We start from the raw sequence: 20269 nt of genomic DNA on the forward strand, positions 1-20269 counted from the left end.
TCCTTGTCGCGGGAATAGAACAAGGGCACCTTACGGCATCGTAACGAAGGCGCCCTGTTTCTTTTTTTGGGGGAAGAACAATTCTAGTTCAAATGCACAAGCACACGTTCCTGCCATAACTGTGGAATGGTCTTCGCTGTTTCTTCCCATACCTTGTAATCGCCAACAGGCTTAGCGTTAACATACTCCTCTTTTGGCAGCAGTTTAGCCGCAACATCATCCGGCAGTGTTACACTGTCACGGATCGGACGAGCGTACCCTTTGGCAAGATTAATCTGTCCTTCATCACTAAGGATGTAATGACGTGTCAGCTTCGCAGCGTTAGGATGCGGCGCATATTTGTTGATGATCGTTGCATAACCGCTCACCACACTGCCTTCCTTCGGAATGGCTACCGCGAAGCCATCTTTGTTGATCTGATCTCTATAGTTCAAAGCGTTGAAATCCCACAGCAGGGTAACTTCTACTTCCCCTTTTTCAATGTTAGCAAGAGAAGCTTCTGCATTGGAGAGACTTCCTTTTTTAGCTAAATCTTCGAAAAAAGCAATCCCCGGTTCAATGTTCGACTCATCGCCTCCAAAAGCAATCGCTGCGGCCAATACAGCCATCTGCGCTTGAGCAGCTTTGGTTACATCACCTACGATGATTTTGTAATTTCCGTTCTTCAGATCTTCCCAGCTCTTCGGTGGATTAGCCACGAGCTTGGTGTTTGTCAGAAACGAAATCGTCCCTTGATAGCCGACAATCCAATTTCCGTCCTTATCCTTAGCCCAATCAGGGATCTCATCCCAGTAGGTCGTTTTATAAGGTTGTGTTACTCCTTTTTCCACGGCAACCGATCCAAAAGCGATCCCTACATCTCCGATGTCAGCCGTTGGTTTATCTTTTTCCGCATCAAACTTGGCAATTTCCTCCGCGCTCGACATATCCGTATCTGAATGTGTAAGACCATACTTACTACTCATATCACTCCATGTATCTTTCCAGTTCGCCCAGGAATCCGGCATTCCCACGCTGATAACACTGCCCTCTTCTTTAGCTTTACTCTCGATCTCGGTCAGACTTAATTCTTTGGTGCCAGCATTTCCATTCGTTGATTCGTCAGCCTTAGCCGAATTTCCACAAGCAGCAAGCAACAGGACGAGCAAGGATAACATTAGACCCATCGATAATTGATTTTTGATCCCTTTTTTCATGATTTCCCCTTCACTCCTATTTCTTATTTGCGGGCTTCTCTATGCTCCAACTGTTAGGCACCCAATTGCAGTATAGGCGTGTACTATTTTCGCGGCATTAAGGAGGATAGGAATATTTGTAAATAAAAAGTAAGACATACCAAAAAACCACCTGATCCACTCAGGCGGTTCTCGTGTTTATGCTTAAAGCTATACTACCTTCTACGCGCCGCCACACTTACCACGCCGTATCTATAGAGCACTTTCTTGCCGAACCAGCCAAATAACCGATCCGTGAAAAAGCCCATAAAGCCAAGACAGAATAACCCTACGAAGATCCAATCTGTCCGGAAAAACAACCTGGAATTCCAAATCAGATAACCTACACCTTCGTTCGAAGCAATCATTTCCGCACCGATAATCGCCATATACGAGGTTCCCATCGCTAACCGGATGCCTGTAAAAATATACGGTATCGTCGCCGGGACGATCACATGAATCAGAATTTGCCACTCACTGGCGCCCATACTGCGGGCTGAGCGGATTTTATCCTCCTCTACGGACATCACACCGGTCAAGGTATTCAGCACCACAATAAAAAAGGTAGCGTACATAATCAACGCAATCTTCGACTGCTCCCCAATGCCAAACCACACTAGAAACAATGTAATGAATGCAATCGGCGGGATAAAACGAATAAAGTTCAGAAAAGGCTCTGCAAAGATACGAATCACATTCACCTTTCCAATAATCAGACCTACGGGAATTGCCATTAAACTGCCGAGTACCCAGCCAATTAGCACCCGGTAAAAGCTAATCCCGATATATTGCATCAAAGTTCCGTCTTCCAGCAGTTCCCGTCCACCCTTAAGCGTACTCCAGGGTCCAGGGATCACATCAGGACCGTAGATCATTGCCCCAAGCTGCCAGACGCAGAGTGCGGCAATCCATAGTATGGATACAGAAACCCATTTCTTTTCCACCCATTTCATCATCTGTCCCACCCTATCCTATTCTTCGAAATGGCTCTGAATCTGGTTGTATAGCGAGTAAAATTCCGCTGAGGCTACGTCCCGTGGATAAGGCAGCGTATTGTCATAAATGTCCGTGATGTTAGAGGAAGGGCCTACAGACATAATGCCGATCCGTTCCCCCAACAGCAAGGCTTCCTGAATATCATGGGTTACAAAAATCACCGTCTTATGCGTCTGTTGCCAGATGTTGACCAGTTCCTTCTGCATCGTCCTCCGGGTCATCGCATCAAGTGCACCAAAGGGTTCATCCATCAGCAGGATTGCCGGATCATTGGCGAGCACCCGTGCCAGCTGTACACGCTGCTTCATGCCTCCTGATAGCTCCTTCGGGAACTTTTCCTCATGCCCGTTCAGTCCTACAAGTCCGATAAACCTATCCGATATCGTGCGCCGTTCAGCCTTTGCGATTTTCTTCATTCGCAGTCCAAACTCCACATTTTCTCGAACCGTCAGCCAAGGGAATAAAGAGGAATCTGCTTGCTGAAACACAACTGCCCGATCTCTGCCAGGCTTATTCACCTCTTCGTTATCCACCCGAAGGTTACCGCCGGATTTGGAAACAAATCCGGCGATCATATTCAGCAGTGTCGATTTTCCGCAGCCACTTGGACCGAGTAGAACGAAGAACTCTCCGCCTTTGATTACGAGATCCACATCTTTAATAATATAATGCACATCTCCAGCGGCTGGCTCACTGTAGCTCTTGCGTAGCCGCTCAATATGAATGGTGTGCTGCTTAGCAGGTAATGACATGCTGAACCCTCCTATTTCTTATACGTGACTTCTTCCGGCAAAGCTTTGGTAAGCGGTTCAAGATTCAGCTTGCTATCCAGATCGAAATCCTTCTCAATGATTCCAGTGTCGACCATATATTTCTTCTGCTTAGTCAGACTGTCATACGCCGCCTGTGTGAATCCGAGCGCCCATGGATTGTTCGGAAGATCTTTGATCGTCGATTCCTTAGGCTGCTTCACTTCCTCGTACATCAAATCAGCAACCTCATCTGGATGGGCCTGGGCATAGCCCCCTGCTTCATCCACTGCTGCGAGAAAGTTCGCAATCCCCTCTGGATTTTTCGTTACAAAATCATTCCCTGCTACAATGCCCATCCCTAACCGTACGGTTGTTTTGGACATATCCGTCAGCTCATGTACGCCTGCAAGGGCACCCAGCTTATCATTAAGAACTGAACCATAGAACCATGCACCATCCACAGCCCCCTGCTTCAAAGCGATATAAGATTCGTCAAAGGCTCCCTGCCCTATCAATTCCACATCACTGAGCGCGATGTTATGCTCTTTTAAATATTCATCCCAAAGGTACGGAATGAAGGTTCCACGAATAAAGCTCAGCTTCTTGCTTTTCAATTCCTCAGCTGTCTTGATATCATCCTGTACGAATAGCTTCCATTCTGTAGAAGCTTCATCTGTCGCCAGACCCGCAGAGGCGATGATAGCGTAATCTCCCTTCGACACTGCGTTCAGCAGGGGAAAATCCGCCCCGAAAGCCACATCTACCTGTTTAATGAAGAGTGCATTTACACCTTCTGCCGGGGAACCAAAGTTGACTAGTTCGGCGTCTATCCCGTGTTTAGCAAAGATACCTTTATCTAATGCCACACGAAAGGTTGGATTCGTATTGATGTCAGCGATTTTAATCTTCAATGTCTCTTTTTTGCCGTTCAATGCTCCATCTTTAGAGGACGACGCATCACCTTTGGAGCTGCAACCTGATAATAGGATAACAACGGATAAGGATAAGAGCAGAAAGCTTGAGCTGATCCATGACTTTTTCACAACAACATCCCCCTCAAATGTATTAGTTGGCTTTGCGGCTACTACCTTCATCAGTCGTCGCCACACAAGCAGCCCCCTCAACAAACGGCAGGGTGGTCGCCACGCTTACTACAGAATCCGAACCTTTAGGCGCGGCCCCTGGTACTCTGAACTGCGTGACATCTATCGGCTCAATCGCTTGTTCTTCCGGCTTCTCCAGCTGTGGTACCCACGCATAAGGCACACGATAGGAACGGTAAACCATGTTTGTATTTCTGGAATCGTTATACGGTGAGATATATTCCCAGACCAGTTCATGCTCTGGCGTAACCTCGAAAAGTCTACCGTTAGATCCTTCCGTTATTAAGGTGTTGCCATTCGGAAGCCGCTGGGCGGAGCTAATATAAGGACTATAGAATTTATAAGAATCCGTCGGAACAGAGAATCCTGCTTCTGCCGCAGTATACTGCCATTCAATTTCGAGTGTCACTGGATTAATCTCTAGAATTCGAGAGTAGTCGCGAAGTGCATTTTTTTGCCCAAAGGGTGAAGATGGATTGGGAAGACCATAACCGCCCCAACCTCCGTTATCAAATACGAGTAGGTTTCCTTCTCCCGGCAAGCCCTTCGGAATGATGTGCGCATGATGCTGGCCAATGATCCAATCGATATGCTTCAATTCTGGCAGTGAGTAGTCTGGACCGATTCTCCACACGATAGCCCCGGTACGCTTATCTGTAATTGCGATAATATTCGCTTCCCGTGCATCCCAGATCACGTTATCTGGATGGAAACGCTCATCGCCTGCATCGTAAAACTTATTAGGTCCTACATACGAAGCTGAATTAATATGCAACCAGTCACCCACACCGCCCCCCAGATTCCCGAAGGAGCGAGAGTTAGGATCACGGAATAAGACGTTTTTCGCTGCTTCATCAAAGCCTAGCTCTGCAAAATGTTCATTCGGAGCCCACTCCCAAACGATATTCCCTTCCCAATCCACTTCGATAATCGTGTCATCCAGCAGCTGCTTGTCGGAGATTTGGTGGTTGTAGATATTTTTGTGAGCGAGGATTAGGGTTTTGCCACCGTCAACCTTAGGCTCTAGCCCTGGTGCAAAATAACCTACTGGATTGCCCTCGCGCTGATAGTCATGATGCTGGCGGGCATACCAGAGCGGTTCATAACCCGGATCTTCTATATGTTCATAGCTGTTATATTTCCATACGATGTTACCGTCCCAATCGACCTGCACCAGATCTACATTATCCTGAATGCCAAATTTGGGATCTCTCCTTCCTGTACTGCCTAGCACATAACCACCAGGGAAGATTTTAGCCGGAAACCCGAGCAGCCCCTTCCACAAATGCACTTCTTTACCGTTCATATCAATCAGTACAACGCCTTCTTCACCCGCTTGAAATACGGTATAGCCACTCCACGCTTTGCTCGGATTATATACGGTTGCTCCAGTTGGAAATATGGTTGAATGTCCCATCGTTCATCTCTCCTACATTTAATTTATTTTAATAGCTAAGATAATTACTTTTCTTTGTGACTGCTCGTGGCTTCTGTTCAAGTTTTGGAGAAGCTTCAGCTTCAGCCTCAGCATTCTCCTTCACCAGCTTCAGCAAGATGTCTGAGAATCCTTCGAGATTGCTAATGATCCGCTGATAAAAGTGACTTTGCTGCACCAATTCCTCTTCCGTGAACCCCTCAAACAGAAGCGGAATACATCGTTCCCCAATGTTGCTGTTAAGCTCTGCCATCTTCCGGCCTTTGTCTGTGATGTCCAGCATCACCGTCCTACGGTCCCCTTCCTTACGTCTGCGTACAGTAAATCCGCCTGCCTCAAGCTTATCGCTCAAAGCTGTGATCGCACCTGACGTAAAGTCCAGTTCATCTGCTAAATCCCCAAGCCGCTGTTCACCCTCGCGAATGATTTTATGTAGAATCAGCATGCCGGGTAAAGAGATGCCTGCTACTGTAACCTTATCCCGTTCCTTTACAAATCTGCGGACCACCTTGCGGAATACCCAGTCCGTCTCTTCCAGCTGTCTCCAATACGTATCGCTCATTCTTACCTCATCTCTCTCCATAGCCATCAAAAAAAGACTCCCAGCACAACTCCCTGGCAAGGGAAAAGTGCGGGAGCCTTTGGCGGTCCAATCGGCTCAGATAAATTATTTCACTGTTCATTTAATTAGTGTTTAAGTATTGATGATATCATATAACCCTTTATTCCTACCTGTCAAGTATGTATTTTTAATTCTAAAAAAATTACCCCGATACCGGTGCAGATCGCATGCTTGTACTAATTCAAAATCAAATAAATTTTAAGCTTTTTCATTGACATTTTGCCCATTGTTAAATATATTGTACCTAAGAATAAATGTTTACCCAGGGAAACAAATTAGATAATTAAAATAAATGTTTCCAATAGGAAACAAATCAATAAATTTCAAGACGAGGAGCTTTTTAATGATTGAAATTAGAAACCTAAACGTGGATTATTTCGGTAATTCAGCGCTAGAAAATGTAAATATCGATATCCCCTTTGGGTACACCATCGGAATTATCGGGCCAAATGGTGCAGGAAAATCGACATTCATTAAGTCATTGTTAGAAGTAATCAAGAAAAGAAGCGGAACGGTGAGGGTAGAGGGAAAAGACATTTCTGAGTATAAACGGAAGATCGCATATGTACCGCAAAAAAATGATATTGACCTTACTTTTCCAATCACAGTGAACGATACAGTGCTAACTGGAACCTATCCAAACTTAAGAATTTTCCAGCGCCCCGGGAAAAAAGAGCGGCAACGCGTCGAGGAATGTATGGCCATGGTAGATATAAGTGATCTTGCAAATAAACAAATTAGTAATTTGTCTGGAGGACAACTACAAAGAGTTTTTATTGCCAGAGCGCTTGCCCAAAAAGCAGATGTATTTTTTTTAGACGAACCTTTTGTCGGCATAGATCTAGTCAGTGAGAAAATTATTGTAAAACTGCTTAAACAGCTTCGCGAAGAAGGGAAAACCATATTGATCGTTCATCATGATTTACATGAAGTCGAAGAATACTTTGACAAAGTAATCATTCTCAATAAAAAGCTTATTGCTTTTGGCGATGTGAAAGACACCTTTACAGCCGACAATATCCTCAATGCTTACGGGGCTTCCTTAGGTAATCTTGTAATCAAAGGAATGGGGGGCACCGAAAATGATTGACTATTTCTCATCATTATTAAACATTCCGATCTATGCGCTTAACGCCGGATTGTCTGCTATCATTCTTGGTATTGTTTCAGGGGTTTTAGGAAGTTTTATTGTACTCAGAAAGATGTCATTAATGGGCGATGCTTTGTCTCATGCTGTATTACCAGGTGTGGCGTTATCTTATATTTTAGGGATTAACATTCTTGTGGGAGCTTCATTGTTTGGACTTTTAGCGGCCATCCTCATTCAATTCATAACAAGTCGCAGCAATATCAAAAGTGATACCTCGATCGGAATTATTCTCAGCTCATTTTTCGCTCTAGGAATTGTCTTAATCACTTTCGCCAAGAGCGGGCTTGATCTAACCCATATTTTATTTGGTAACATTTTGGCCGTCCCGCAGTCTGAGTTAACGCAATCATTTATTATCATGCTTGTTGTTATAGCCATCATTTCGTTGTTGTATAAAGAGCTGTTAATTAGTTCGTTTGATCCTGTCGTCTCTAAGGCATTTGGTTTAAAAACGGGATTCTATCATTATTTATTGATGATGCTGTTATCCGTGGTTACTGTGTCCTCATTATCTCAAGTAGGCATTGTGCTTGTGATTGCAATGCTAGTTATTCCAGCAGCTACATCTTATCTTTGGACGAATAAGCTGATCCACATGATTGTCCTGGCTTCTACCATCGGCGCTGTATCTGGAATTATAGGTGTGATCATTAGCTTTAGATTCAATTTACCTACAAGTGCCACCATTGTTCTGGTAGGCGTAAGTTTGTTTGCTATATCATTTATTATCTCGCCCAAAAATAATTTTCTAAGGAAAGGGTTGAAACAAGGATGAAAACAATAAAGATGCTCTCTTTGACAATGTTCATCTTGCTATTTACCGCATGTTCAAATGTTAGTGAGGGAGAAGCAGACCATGACAAGTTGAAGATTGTTGCAACCTACTCCATTATCGCGGATATGACCGAAAACATTGTAGGGGAGAAAGCCGAGGTCTATAGCATGGTTCCCATCGGAACAGACCCGCATATGTATGATCCATTACCGAAGGATACGAGTAAAGTATCTAGCGCAGATTTAGTTTTTTATAACGGATTGAACCTGGAAACAGGTAAGGGGTGGTTCCAAGACCTTCTTGATGTCACTAATAAAAAGGATGTCGCTTTTGCCGTCTCAGATGAAGTAACTCCAATGTACCTAACAGAAAAAGGCAAAGAAACTCAAGAAGATCCTCATGCCTGGCTCGATGTTCAGAATGCTATTAAATATGTAGATATCATCACTAAACATGTAATCGAAAAAGATCCGGACAACAAAGAATTTTATCTAAATAACCAATCAGAATATGTTAAGAAACTTAATGAATTGGATCAATATGCAAAAGAATCGGTAGAAAAAGTCCCGCAGGAGAAACGTATTTTGGTTACAAGCGAAGGGGCATTTAAATATTTTTCAAAAGCCTACGGATTTGAATCCGCATTTATTTGGGAAATCAATACCGATAGTCAAGGAACCCCAGAACAAATGAAAAATATAATTAAAGTCATTGATGAAAATCAAGTGCCGGCTTTATTTCTGGAAACGAGCGTTAATCCGAAAACAATGGAAACCATCTCCAATGAAACGGGTTTACCGATACATTCTAAGATTTTCACCGATTCTTTAGCTAAGAAAGGCGAAGAAGGCGACACATACATTAAGATGATTAAATGGAATATTGATAAAGTCGTTGAAGGATTGTCGTCATAAAAAAAGGCTGTCGAGATTTTTCTCGACAGCCTTAACTCTCTTTTAAAGGATAAACCGAATGATTATTGGCCACTTTCCAGCACAATTGCGTGACTGTCCTCATCATATACCTGCATAAAAGCTGAAACCGTCGGCAAATAATCGGCTGCCACATACAAAGTGCCCTTTATGTTTTGCACATTAAGACTTGCATCTGGCTTTAGGGAAAGTGTCCACTCCCCTTTGCTAATCATCGTCTCTTTGCTTGCCGAATCCCAACGAATGTCCGCTCCCCATGCGCTAAATAGCGCTCTAACCGGTAAATAAATTTTGCCGGATTGCTCAAGTGGTAGATTGTTAGTATTCAATTTCACCTGTACTCCGTCCAACCATACTTGCATCTCCTTACCCACTGGTAGTAGCGAGACTGCATCGAGCAGATCACCCTCGCTACGAAGTGGCTTAAGGGCTTGCAAATCGAGACTCAATACCTTCAGCTTGTTATTCAGCGTATCCGTCACATACAATTTCCCGGAAGCAAACGCAACACCGGAAGGCTGATTAAACATCACTTTATCCAATGCTCCAACTTGATCTCCCAAGGTGCCCTGCCCTGCAACTGTGATGACTCTTCCATCTTTCTGAATGGCCCGAACCCTATGGTTCAGACTATCAGCAATCAGCAAGACTCCATCGGCATAGGCGAGTCCACGAGGACGATTGAACAGCGCAGACAGACGATCTCCATTGTGGAACCCTCCAGCCATATATCCAGTCACTGGATCAACTGTCGTTGCTTTGCCCGCAAAGGTCTCAACCATATTGCCTTTAATCAATCGAATCATCTGATTCCCACTGTCAGCCACATAGAGATTACCGGTTTCATCGAACACAAGACCCACGGGCTCATTAAATTTGGCCGAAGCTACCGAACCATCTAAATAAGCACCAATATTACCCTGCTGACCTGCAAAAGTAGTCACAATACCTTCCGGTGTAACTTTGCGAATCACATGATTCAGCGTATCGGCTACATATACATTGTCATTACTGTCTATTGCCAATCCACCCGGCGCGTTAAACTGCGCGGTATTGGGTTGTCCATCTTTATAGCCAGCCGCTCCCGTTCCTGCGAAGGTATATACTTCTCCATTCTTAATTTTACGGATGACATGATTGTCGGTATCACTGATATAGATAATGCCTTTACTGTCAGAAGCGGTATACGTCGGATGATTAAACAAGGCCTTTGCACTCTTCCCATCGATATATCCTTCTGCACCTTGTCCAGCCACTGTCTGCAGCTCACCATTACTCCACTTGCTGATAGTACCGCTTCCGGACTGTACGATAATGAGATCATTGCTGCCAGATACAGCAGTCAATCCCCATGGCTGTTTAAGAGAGAGTACAGCGTTAGAAGAGATATTCTGATTTATACTCCCTTGAACGTTGCCGCTTACGGGTTGTACTGCCTCTGCGGTAACGATGCTAGATGGTACTGCGCTTATGAGCATAAATCCACAAACGATGGAGATGAGTTCCTTTTTCATTATGTTTGTTCTCCTCTCGAAGGTTATTGCGCCTTTAAAATAACAAAGATAATCTAATCTGGAGGTTGTCTACTACTACCTCTACAGGGCCGTTTTCTGTATCTTCAATCCTCACGAGAGGAATGGTAACGATATAAGGTTCGGGAAATAATCCATTCAAGAACTCCGGAGTAAGTTTAAGCACAAAGGTATTCTCACCGTTACGATCCAGTACATAATCTGTATCTTCTAGTGGAGATGGAACTCCCTCAGAATATTCATAATGATATCTAATCTCCCCTACATCATAACCCAGCGAATAGATGATAAATTCTGGTGCTTCACCTTCACCTATAGGGCCAGTATGGTTAAAATAACTCGGAGTGATCATTCCCTTGTAGGTAAAACCGCCATCTGCTATCAGTTGATCCTCTTCCTGTACTTCACCCCCGGAAAGGGCATTCTTTAACAAACCGCCGTTCACCTTGATTTGAACGAAAGAGCTATAAGGAAGTGATTCACGCAGCTGAATGTGAAGCTTATTCTCTCGAATATATACCTCACCTAAATCGAGCTTGTCCTCACTTTGATTCAAAGTAACACTCACCCCATCCCTCGCAGCATTAGGATTAGTGTCATCTGCGATATTAAAGAATAACGGTGCTGTAAACGGCAAAACAATCTCATTATCACGGACGAGATAGTCATAGATATGTTCTCTAAATTCCTGCTGGTCTAGCTCAGGCGCACCTAGCGGATTTGGTGTTGGCTCCGGTGTTGGTACCGGCGATGGTGTTGGTGTTGGTTCCAGCGTCGGCGTTGCTGTTGGCTCCGGCGTCGGTGTTGACGTCGGTTCCGGTGTCGGCGTTGGTGTAGGTCTCGTCGGCGGTGTTGGTCTCGTCATATCTAAGGGAGCTGAACTAGATAGATCATAGTTAATCTGAGGTGGAATTGTTGGAATAGGCGGACTTGAGTGAACGGGAATAGCGGCTTTGATTTGCTCGAGTAGTTGCTCGATTTTTTTCTTAGCCGATTCGAATTCCAATACATCTTCTTCGTTCAGATATTTCAAATGCTGCTCTAGCGCAAATTGTGGTAATGCATTTAGGGACAACTGCGACTCTATCCATTGTTGATTCTCCATAATTAACTGCTGGGAGGCTGTTATCATACGCTCAATCAGCGTGGGATCAATAGTCGAAACTACATGAACCGTTCCTTCCAGAACTCCCAGATAATCACCGTTATTCCCTATCCCATTATTAAGGACTACGTTACCTTGGCTATTAACGCTAACAAAAAACTCTGTACCCATAACGCCCATAATAGCCGTTGGTGTCTCAATCTCAAAGCGGGAATCGCCCTCCAGTTTCTTTTTCACCTTGATCAAGACTTGCCCGTTTTGCAGCTTCAGACTTGTCTTACCGCCCAATGCCTTTGCGCTTTCTACTAATTGGCTAATGGTAAGCGTAGTACTAGCTCCGATCGTAACTTCTTTGTTAGCATCAAGATCGAGGCTAATTTGCCCATCATTGCCTGTTATAATCGTATCACCTTGGGTAATCGCCATTCCTTTAAAAGCGTTGAATTTCTTCGTTCCGCCGCTCTTTTTCACTTCAGACTTGCCTGAGACCGCAGTTATTTTCCCAACTTTGACGCTATCCTTCGCCTCTGTGACAACTGCTGGCCAAAGAATACTGAACAACAGCATAAACGACAGTGTAAGCTTTAACGACCTCATCTCAATCCCTCCAGTTCATAGACACTGATTCCTTGTTCCTTGCCCTTTACCTTGATCTCTCCTAATGAAACGGCTGATACTCTATCTTTTACAAAAGCGTAGGTAGCCTCACTGATGAGGATTTGTCCAGGCTTCGCATTGCTTTCCAGACGGGCTGCCGTGTTGACGGTGTCGCCAATCGCTGTATAATCCATCCGGGTCTTGGAGCCGATATTCCCGAATACAGCTGGACCAGTATGCACCCCGATACCGAATTTCACTACAAGACCAAACCGTTCGAACAGCTTTTGTTCCACCGCAGCCGAGCCTTCCTTCATCGCCCACGCCGCCTTCACCGCTTGCATTGGATGATCCTCCAGCAGCAACGGAGCATTAAAGATCGCCATCGTGGCATCCCCGATAAACTTGTCCAGCGTGCCATCATACTTAAAAATACAACCCGCAGTCAGATCCAGATACTCATTCAGAATCTCAACAATCTCCTCTGGTTCAGCAGCCTCCGATAACGGAGTGAACCCGCGAATATCAACGAATAACAGGGTTAGCTCTCTGCGGCTTCCTCCCAGCTTCAGCCCTTCTTGACCGTTCTTGAGAATTTGATCGACAACCTGCGGAGCAACATATCGACCAAAAATATCCGTAACTCTACGTTTCTCCATCAGTTCTTCTAAATATTGAAAAGCTATTACGATAATACAACTAACGATTAGAAAGGGAATCACATAACCCAGTGAAATTACTATCCCTTGGTCATAGAAAAAACGACCTGCAAAGATAAGAAGTGCAATGATGACCACAATGACCGCGTAGGAATATAGCATCTTCACTTTACGGAATAGTAGATAGGCTAGGAGCGCAACAAAAAGCAACACTACCTCGTTCCACTTCCAATCCAGTACCCGCTTATAATTATCGTCCAGTAGAGATTGAATGATATTTGCATGAATTTCCACACCATATAACGTATTTTTTCCGCTAATTGGTGTTAGGAAGTCATCCTTAAACCCTGTAGCATAGGGCCCTATAAGCACAATTCTATTCTCAAAATAAGATGGTGGAACCTCTCCGCTAAGAACCGCCGAATAAGGAATCTCCTCAAAGTCGCCATTGCCACCTGAATAAGGGATATAAAAGCGCCCAAAGTCATCCAGTGGGAGTTTCTGCGGATCAGCAGTGCCCCCCATCGCCTCTCGATATTTCTGGTAGACCGTCCATGACAAGCTGTGAATAGACTCCCCTTCATAGTCAAAAGAATAAAGAGCCTTACGCACCACTCGATCAGTATCGGTAATAGTATTGATATGGGCGGTTGCAGCCGCGGCCTTCCGCAAAGCCTCAAACGGCTGGGATAGCTCCAGCGCTTCGATCTTTCCCTGCTCGGTATTTGGCGCAAATGTGCCATATACCGGCAAAACTACATTCCCCGCACGGGCCACAGCCGCAGCGAATTCTGTATCCGCCTCCGGGTCCTCCGAGCCTACAGGGAACGTAAGGTCAAAACCGATCACTGCTGGATGTCCCTCGGAGAGCGTATCTAACAGCTGTGCATGAACATTTCTGCTCCACGGCCAGCTGCCAAAGTCCTCCAAGCTCTGATCGTCTATCCCGATGATAGCAATCGTAGTATCCACAGACCGCTCGTGCTGCATCACGCGGTCTTGTAACAGATGATCAATGGAGTCAAGACTCCCTCTATACAGTAGAACCGCAAAAATCACCGTAAGTAGAAGCAAAATATGTGCTAACTTTACTCTCAAGGTTCGTTTCTCCAATCTATGTATTATGGAATGAGTCCGAGCCAGCGCTATAATAAGCGTTCAAATACGTTGGTAATTGATAAGCAAAGAAGAAGGGGGCAGTGGATATCAGAATAAGGAATACAAGCAATCATGGATGAATATCCATTCCTGCGCCAATTGGAAGAAGTGCCGTAACAAGGAGAATAACTGCCGGATCATCGTGAATAACTAGTGTAACAACGAAAGATATTATTATGACTGCCAGCAGGAAGCTAGATTTTGTCTATTAAAAATTTATTCAAAAATATTATATATGAAAAATCATATGAATAGTAAGAATTTCCTGCTTTGCTAGAAGAAAAGGAATATAGAGTGCAAAAAATGACAAAAAGCAGGCCAGAGTTACCTCTGCCTGCCTTTGCCATACTATTCTTATAAATTGATTATTCCATATAACAGTTTTGCAATTTCAGCACGGGTTACTTTGCCACGAGGATCGAAATTATTGTCGCCCTTACCGTCAAGGATTCCCTTAGCTTTCAATTCACTTACCGCTTGCTTCGCCCACTCTGATACGCTGTTCATATCCTTAAAGCTTGCAGTAGCAGCAATGGAAGACTGCACTCCAGCTTTGTATTGTATTAATTTCTGCAGGACAACAGCCGCTTCTTCACGTGTAATTGCATCTTTAGGACGGAACTTGCCATCACTGCCTTGGATGAGTCCAAGCTGGACAGCTTTGTCTATCGATGATGCATAATAAGCATCTTTTGATACATCAGCAAAAGCACCGTTCCCCGTAGTTTCACTTGTCTCATTCAATCCGAGTGAACGAATGGCTAGTGTAACAAAATCTGCACGGGTTACATTCGCTTGTGGACCATAGTGCGTATCGTCGATACCCTTAATCACATGCTTAGCCGTCAGCTTGGAAATGTACAGCTCTGCCCAGTGACCAGCGGTATCACTAAATTGCTTATGGTATTCCAGTACCGCGAAGGAAGAGAAATGATCTGTTGTAAAGGTAACGGTATTGCCTTTAAACACTCCACCCAAATATTCCAAGGTACTGCCATTTACATAATAGACACCCGCAAAATCTGTATCGAGCTTAGCAAGCTGTTCCTTCGTCAGCGTCAGGGTAATCGTAACAGCACCTTTAAGCTGGTGGATAGCCGTTTCTTTGCCTCCTGCTGTGGTACTGAGGTTCAGCGTCACGGTAGCCTTGGATGGACTCATTCCAGCGACATTGCTTTGTACAGCTGTCGTACTTGTATCAACGCTCAGCAGCAGCATGTCACTTCCGGCCGGGATCGCTGGTAAAGAGCTTGTTGGTACGCTTAATGTAACGCTGGAAGATACAATATTCAGATTCAGCTTCTTGTCGGCAGCCTGTTGAACGGCCGCTGCATCAAGAGCAATTCTAATCTGATCTTGAGCCGAGGTTGCTCCGCCTACGCTAATCTTTAGGCTTCCCCCTGTAGCAGCTTCCTCTATCAGCTTCTTCAAGGCTGACGGATCAGCTGTATACGTTCCATTACTTCCTAATGCCAGTTCAATGTTTCCTTTTCCCGCTCCAGGTGTGGCTGTAGGCGTTGGAATCACTGTTGGCACTGGTAAAACTACTGGAGGTGCCGATGTTACCTCTGGTGTTGGTGTTGGTGTCACCTCTGGTGTCGGTGTTGGTGTCACCTCTGGTGTCGGTGTTACATTCTCTTTCCCAGTGTAGAAGCCCCAAATGTCTGAAAGCACACTACCAGAGTTATCATCCTCGACTTTTGTATACCACTGGTAGTAGCTTTCTGGATTAAGCTTACTCCAAGTGACCTGAGTCTCCGTACCGCTCTCTACTTGCTGATTGGTCGCGATTGTCTGATCACTGTAAACCTTAACTCCAATGTAATCGGTAGCTACACGTTTGGTTACAGGCTGCAGATCGAGATCTAGTACGAACTCATCTTTGCCAGGGAACTCATTTTCATCATAATAATTATAATCATCCAAGTAAGGCGAATAAGTCTTCACACGAAGCTTGTTGTTAGCTACATCGAACTGAAGCAGACGAATATAACCAAGTCCACCCTCTTCGGCACCTTGATAATCTGCCAGCATTTGATATACACTGCGGTCCGCAATGCCATCTCCATTATCATCCAACTCATCTACCTTAAGCTCCGCATCATGATAATGACCGGACAAAGCTGCGATTACGTTCTTGTTAGGTTTTACAACCTTTTCAAAGATCGTATCGGCAATCGGTGCGCGGTTATTAGATACGAGCAGGTATTCATGAAGACAAAGAATCGCTTTACGTTCTGGATAACGAGCAACGATCTCATTCATCCATTCAATTTCTTCTTCAGCAAGTCCCCAGCCCATGTATACAATAACAAAATCATTTCCATTCGCAGACAATAAATCGTAATGGCCCCTGTTGTTGTCATAAGAGCCACCGAAGGTCGGCATATTCTTGAATCTCCACTCTCCAAAATACTCCCAGAATTTCGTGTAATCCCCGGTTTGATGGCCTACGTCATGATTACCTGCAAGAACACCATAAGGAATGTTAGCTTCCTCCAGAACCTTCATGTCCCGGTCAGCTTCCTTCCACTCATACTCCTGATAGGATTTATCCACAATATCTCCGGTATGAATTACATATTTCAAGTTCAAATTATCCTTATTGTCGGCAATCCACTTTACATTTTTCTGATAAATGTAAGGGTAGCTTTGAGAATAATATTGCGTATCAGACATCCATACAAAAGAAAAATCATAGGTATCCTGCGTAACTGTAGGTGCAGTCTTAGTCGCGGACGCAATCTCATCCTGAACCATGATAGCAATGCTATCTCCGCTAGCGAATTCTCCAACAGTCACCGTAGATTTCAGTTCAAAATCCTCAGTACCAGCAATCAAATGATCCAGCTGTATCCACTTCTCTTCAGCAGGACTCCACGCGTAGAGACTTACTTTACGACCTGGAAGTGAATTACCCTTCCATTCAATATCCACACGATCTGAAGCCTTCACCGATTCATCCAGCTTAATTTCATAGCGCTGATATGGGAATTGATCAACAGCATCGTTAATTAAGTACTGTCCGTCAACTGCACTTATTTTGCTGTATTCGTCACTGCTAAGGGCTTCTTCGCCCGCAGGAACGGATTGCTTCGGCGGTTCTGTATCGGATGCGTTCTTAAATCCAGTAAATCCTTGCTCTGGATGGTTACCATCGTACTTGAAGCCTCTATAGAAGGTAACATCCATCTTATCCTGGTTAGGATCTTCAACCTTAACCTTCAAAGTTGGATTCGTGCCCACACCAATCTCCCAGTTCTGAGGTGAGATCAGGAGTGGTGCAAATGGATTTTCATTCGGTACATGGAATGTAATTACCTTTTCCACCTGATTACCTATCTTATCCAATGCGGTGATAGAAAGCGTATGGTCTCCACCCGACAACCTTCCGGATGAAGTAGCATACGGCAGTTCAATAACATTGCCATCCAGCTTCACGCTAACTTTATCTACACCTGCGTAAGTATCCTTGATCTCAGCAGTAATTACGAAATTACCACGATAAGTTTTTCCATCTTCAATCGATGCTTTAATGGATGGTGGCGTGTTGTCTACAACTACGTTTGACGATACCTTGGATCCACCTTCGGTCACTGTTACTTTATGTTCTCCGTCCGTTACTTCTGTAGTATTCCAGTTATAAGCCTTCGAACGGAACAAATCAGATTTCAGATCGAACCGGAAGCCGATGGATTCATGCTTACCTGCGCTGTCCCCCATCTTAATTTCTTTATCACGTTCTGCATAAGCAGGGTCCCAAACCTCAGTACCGTCTGCAAGTAATAGGCGCACATTCTTTACTTCAAAATCATCTTTATTCTCCTCGGGACGAGGGTCAAAAGGCGATGATTTAGAGCCCGCCCGAATGTAGATCACATTATCCTTGCCCACTTGTAAAGCGGCAGAGGAGATCGGGAAGGTCAAGGTCGTATACGTAGTAATCGGGTCCATAAAGGTGTATAGAATACTCGCATCCCCTAATTCTTCTGGTCCCATGGTGATACCGTTTTTGAAATAATAATCTACATTCTTCGCATCAAATACAAAGTAAGCATCATTCTCAAGCGCGGCATATACCTCGTTATTGCCAAGCACCTTATTGTCGATGCTCAGGCCCACTTCATCAGCCTTTGCGGTAGCAGAGGTTCCTTTTACCGTCATAGAGCCATTAATGAATTGCCCATCCTTCACATTCAAACGAAGTGATGATTGATCTGGACCACCTGTAATTTTCACTTTCATTACCGGAGATTCGGTCTCATTCGTGCCATCAGAAACGACGAAATAATACTGTATTTCATTTCTGCCGATCAAATCAGCAGACGACAATTTATAATGATACAAGCTATCGTTAAAGTCTTGGGATAGATTATGGCTGACAAAATCAGGCTGCTTATCCGAAGCTACCCTTACTTCTACAGACGTAACGGCTTTATTGTCATCCGCGAAAGCCTTCAAATCCAGACTCATCGATTGATCAATCTCCGTTACAGCAGTCAGATCATTTACCGTCGGATTTTCGGTATCCGGATCCACATGGATCGGTGTGTTAGGAAGCAGTGCAACATCTACCTGCCCTGGTGACGGAACCGCTGATCCTGTACTAATCTTGAGCATTTTACTTTGCCCATTCACAGGATACTTGTATAGAAGGGCTTTATTTTCTTTGGTGTCGTCACCTTTAGCCCCACCATCATAGGTAAGATCAGCATCATAACACGCAGAGGAAATTTCTTTCTCGGTATTACTTTTGATTACGACGGCCCGGCGGCCAGAGTTCGCCATCCCATCGCTTTTGATTTGAAAGAGATTTGTGCCATCCATCAGATTAGTGTTGAATTCTGTATTAAAATCACTAGCGGTGTATGTACTGTTAGCACTATTAATAACCCAGAACACTACGGACTGCTGTGCAGGAATTACAAAACTCTCTTTCGTAGAGGGCCACTTCACATCGGAAGCATTTCCTTTATCAGGATAGCGATAATAGATCTTGTAGTTTTTAAAATCAATCGGTGCATCAGTATTGTTATATACCTCAATGAATTCAAAAGCATCGCTGCTCGTTCCTTTTACATTCGTCGAATTGGGCAGAAGCTCTGTAATTAACAGCGGCGGCACATTATTCGAATCGAATGCAGGCAGATTTACATGAACAGAATAGCTCTCTGTTACATTGTTTACACGAATGCTGTAGTGCAGTTCTGGTTCTTCCAGTGCAGCCGCAGGAATCACGGCCGTATATTCCCCCTCGCTTTTTGAGGTCATGGTGATTACCGTATCTTTCACCTGAGAAGGAGAGCCGTATTGCAACTTCACTACCGGTAGCGTTCCGTCTGGTCCAATCTCTAGGTTCGTAATCTTCGCAGCAATGGGAAGATCCGCTGGATCCACACTGCTCTGCGAGTGGTGTTCAATTACCGGTTGCTTGTCTCCAGGCACTAGCTCAGGCAGTTGCTCTGGATCTACGGTTCCTGGTGTAGCCGCAACCGTTCCCGAAATCGCCATGAGACTCATCATAGAGCTGTCGGATTGCGAATACTTATAGAAAATCCCGTTGTTTTCCTTCACCTGTTCTTTTCCATAAGAAGCAGAGACAATAAGAGCATCTCCTGCTTTACTTTTAATTTGTAAGTTGCGCGGAGAAGTGTTTGCCATACCACCGCCACCGTTAATACGGAACAGGTTTACACCTTCCTGCAGAGATGCTGAAGGATTAAAGTTTTTGATGAAATCTTCGGCAGGAACACTCAGATTATTGCCGTTCATAATCCAGAAGACGATATTTCCATGCGCCGGTATGACCGCATCGCCATTTGGTGTCCAAGTATCTTTGTCATTATAAAAGAAATAATAATCCTTAAAGTTAACCGGCTCGTCCGTATTATTGTAAACCTCAACAAATTCGTATCCATCTACAGAGCTACCATCCGCGCCTTTTACATTTTTAGTATCCGGAACAACCTCTGTAATAAGTAAAGAGCCTGGATTGGTTGGTGTCGCGTATACATCTGTCATTACAGTCGGTTGACTTAAAAGCGTGTTGAGCTCAACCTGTTCATCAAAATGTGCTCCTAATTCGGAAGATGTCTGCTCTGTATCCGGCTGCTGTTCTTCCGCAAATCCTGCTGGAACCATGATCCCCAACATCAAACTACTTGCAATTACGCTGGATAGAAAACGTTTAGCTTTTGCTGTTATTCTCAAAACTCCGAACACTCCCCGTAAGTTTGATT

13 protein-coding genes are annotated in these 20269 nt (G+C 44.4%); 3 read left to right on the forward strand and 10 right to left on the reverse strand.

Annotated elements, in window-relative coordinates; all coding sequences use genetic code 11:
- Positions 1-83: 83 nt before the first annotated feature.
- From PAENI_RS18625 to PAENI_RS18650, 6 genes are all read right to left on the reverse strand, one after another.
- Positions 84-1196 (reverse strand): ABC transporter substrate-binding protein, encoded by a 1113-nt coding sequence (locus PAENI_RS18625; RefSeq protein WP_149646286.1) that lies wholly within the window; start codon positions 1194-1196, stop codon positions 84-86.
- Between the two features lie 194 nt (positions 1197-1390).
- Entirely contained in the window at positions 1391-2167 is a 777-nt protein-coding gene (locus PAENI_RS18630) for an ABC transporter permease (RefSeq protein WP_149646372.1), read from the reverse strand.
- Between the two features lie 18 nt (positions 2168-2185).
- Entirely contained in the window at positions 2186-2962 is a 777-nt protein-coding gene (locus PAENI_RS18635) for an ABC transporter ATP-binding protein (protein ID WP_149646287.1), read from the reverse strand.
- 11 nt (positions 2963-2973) lie between these two features.
- Positions 2974-4005, reverse strand: a complete 1032-nt coding sequence (locus PAENI_RS18640; RefSeq protein ID WP_262495647.1) for an ABC transporter substrate-binding protein — start codon at positions 4003-4005, stop codon at positions 2974-2976.
- Between the two features lie 22 nt (positions 4006-4027).
- On the reverse strand, positions 4028-5482 hold the full coding sequence (locus PAENI_RS18645; RefSeq protein WP_149646288.1) for an aryl-sulfate sulfotransferase: 1455 nt from the start codon (positions 5480-5482) through the stop codon (positions 4028-4030).
- 28 nt (positions 5483-5510) lie between these two features.
- A complete protein-coding gene (locus PAENI_RS18650; RefSeq protein ID WP_149646374.1) occupies positions 5511-6062 on the reverse strand; it encodes a MarR family winged helix-turn-helix transcriptional regulator in 552 nt (183 codons plus the stop codon).
- Positions 6063-6468: 406 nt separating this feature from the next.
- On the opposite strand from PAENI_RS18650, the gene PAENI_RS18655 reads away from it, so the two are divergent.
- From PAENI_RS18655 to PAENI_RS18665, 3 genes are read left to right on the forward strand one after another with little or no spacing between them, the layout of a single operon-like run.
- Positions 6469-7212: a metal ABC transporter ATP-binding protein gene (locus PAENI_RS18655; RefSeq protein ID WP_218640868.1), complete on the forward strand. Its 744-nt coding sequence runs from the start codon at positions 6469-6471 to the stop codon at positions 7210-7212.
- Complete coding sequence (locus tag PAENI_RS18660; protein ID WP_149646289.1) at positions 7205-8047, forward strand: metal ABC transporter permease; 843 nt, start codon at positions 7205-7207, stop codon at positions 8045-8047. Before PAENI_RS18655 ends, PAENI_RS18660 begins: the two co-directional genes overlap by 8 nt.
- Positions 8044-8961, forward strand: coding sequence for a metal ABC transporter substrate-binding protein (locus PAENI_RS18665; RefSeq protein WP_149646290.1), 918 nt, complete (start codon positions 8044-8046; stop codon positions 8959-8961). The genes PAENI_RS18660 and PAENI_RS18665 overlap by 4 nt, the downstream gene beginning before the upstream one ends.
- A 62-nt stretch (positions 8962-9023) precedes the next feature.
- Here PAENI_RS18665 and PAENI_RS18670 read toward each other — a convergent pair whose 3' ends face one another.
- The 4 genes from PAENI_RS18670 to PAENI_RS18685 all read right to left on the reverse strand — a co-directional run bounded on the left by PAENI_RS18670 (position 9024) and on the right by PAENI_RS18685 (position 20240).
- Positions 9024-10493 (reverse strand): stalk domain-containing protein, encoded by a 1470-nt coding sequence (locus PAENI_RS18670; RefSeq protein WP_149646291.1) that lies wholly within the window; start codon positions 10491-10493, stop codon positions 9024-9026.
- Between the two features lie 34 nt (positions 10494-10527).
- The gene (locus PAENI_RS18675) at positions 10528-12213 is read right to left on the reverse strand and encodes a FecR family protein (RefSeq protein WP_149646292.1); all 1686 of its coding nucleotides are present in this window, start codon (positions 12211-12213) and stop codon (positions 10528-10530) included.
- Positions 12210-13970 carry a CHASE2 domain-containing protein gene (locus PAENI_RS18680; RefSeq protein ID WP_149646293.1) on the reverse strand — a complete coding sequence of 587 codons (1761 nt, stop codon included), beginning with the start codon at positions 13968-13970 and terminating at the stop codon, positions 12210-12212. Before PAENI_RS18680 ends, PAENI_RS18675 begins: the two co-directional genes overlap by 4 nt.
- A gap of 414 nt (positions 13971-14384) precedes the next feature.
- Positions 14385-20240 (reverse strand): S-layer homology domain-containing protein, encoded by a 5856-nt coding sequence (locus tag PAENI_RS18685; protein ID WP_149646294.1) that lies wholly within the window; start codon positions 20238-20240, stop codon positions 14385-14387.
- Between the last annotated feature and the right edge of the window lie 29 nt (positions 20241-20269).

The sequence above is a fragment of the Paenibacillus sp. B2(2019) genome (assembly GCF_008370385.1).
In the GTDB taxonomy this organism is placed as follows: domain Bacteria; phylum Bacillota; class Bacilli; order Paenibacillales; family Paenibacillaceae; genus Paenibacillus_AQ.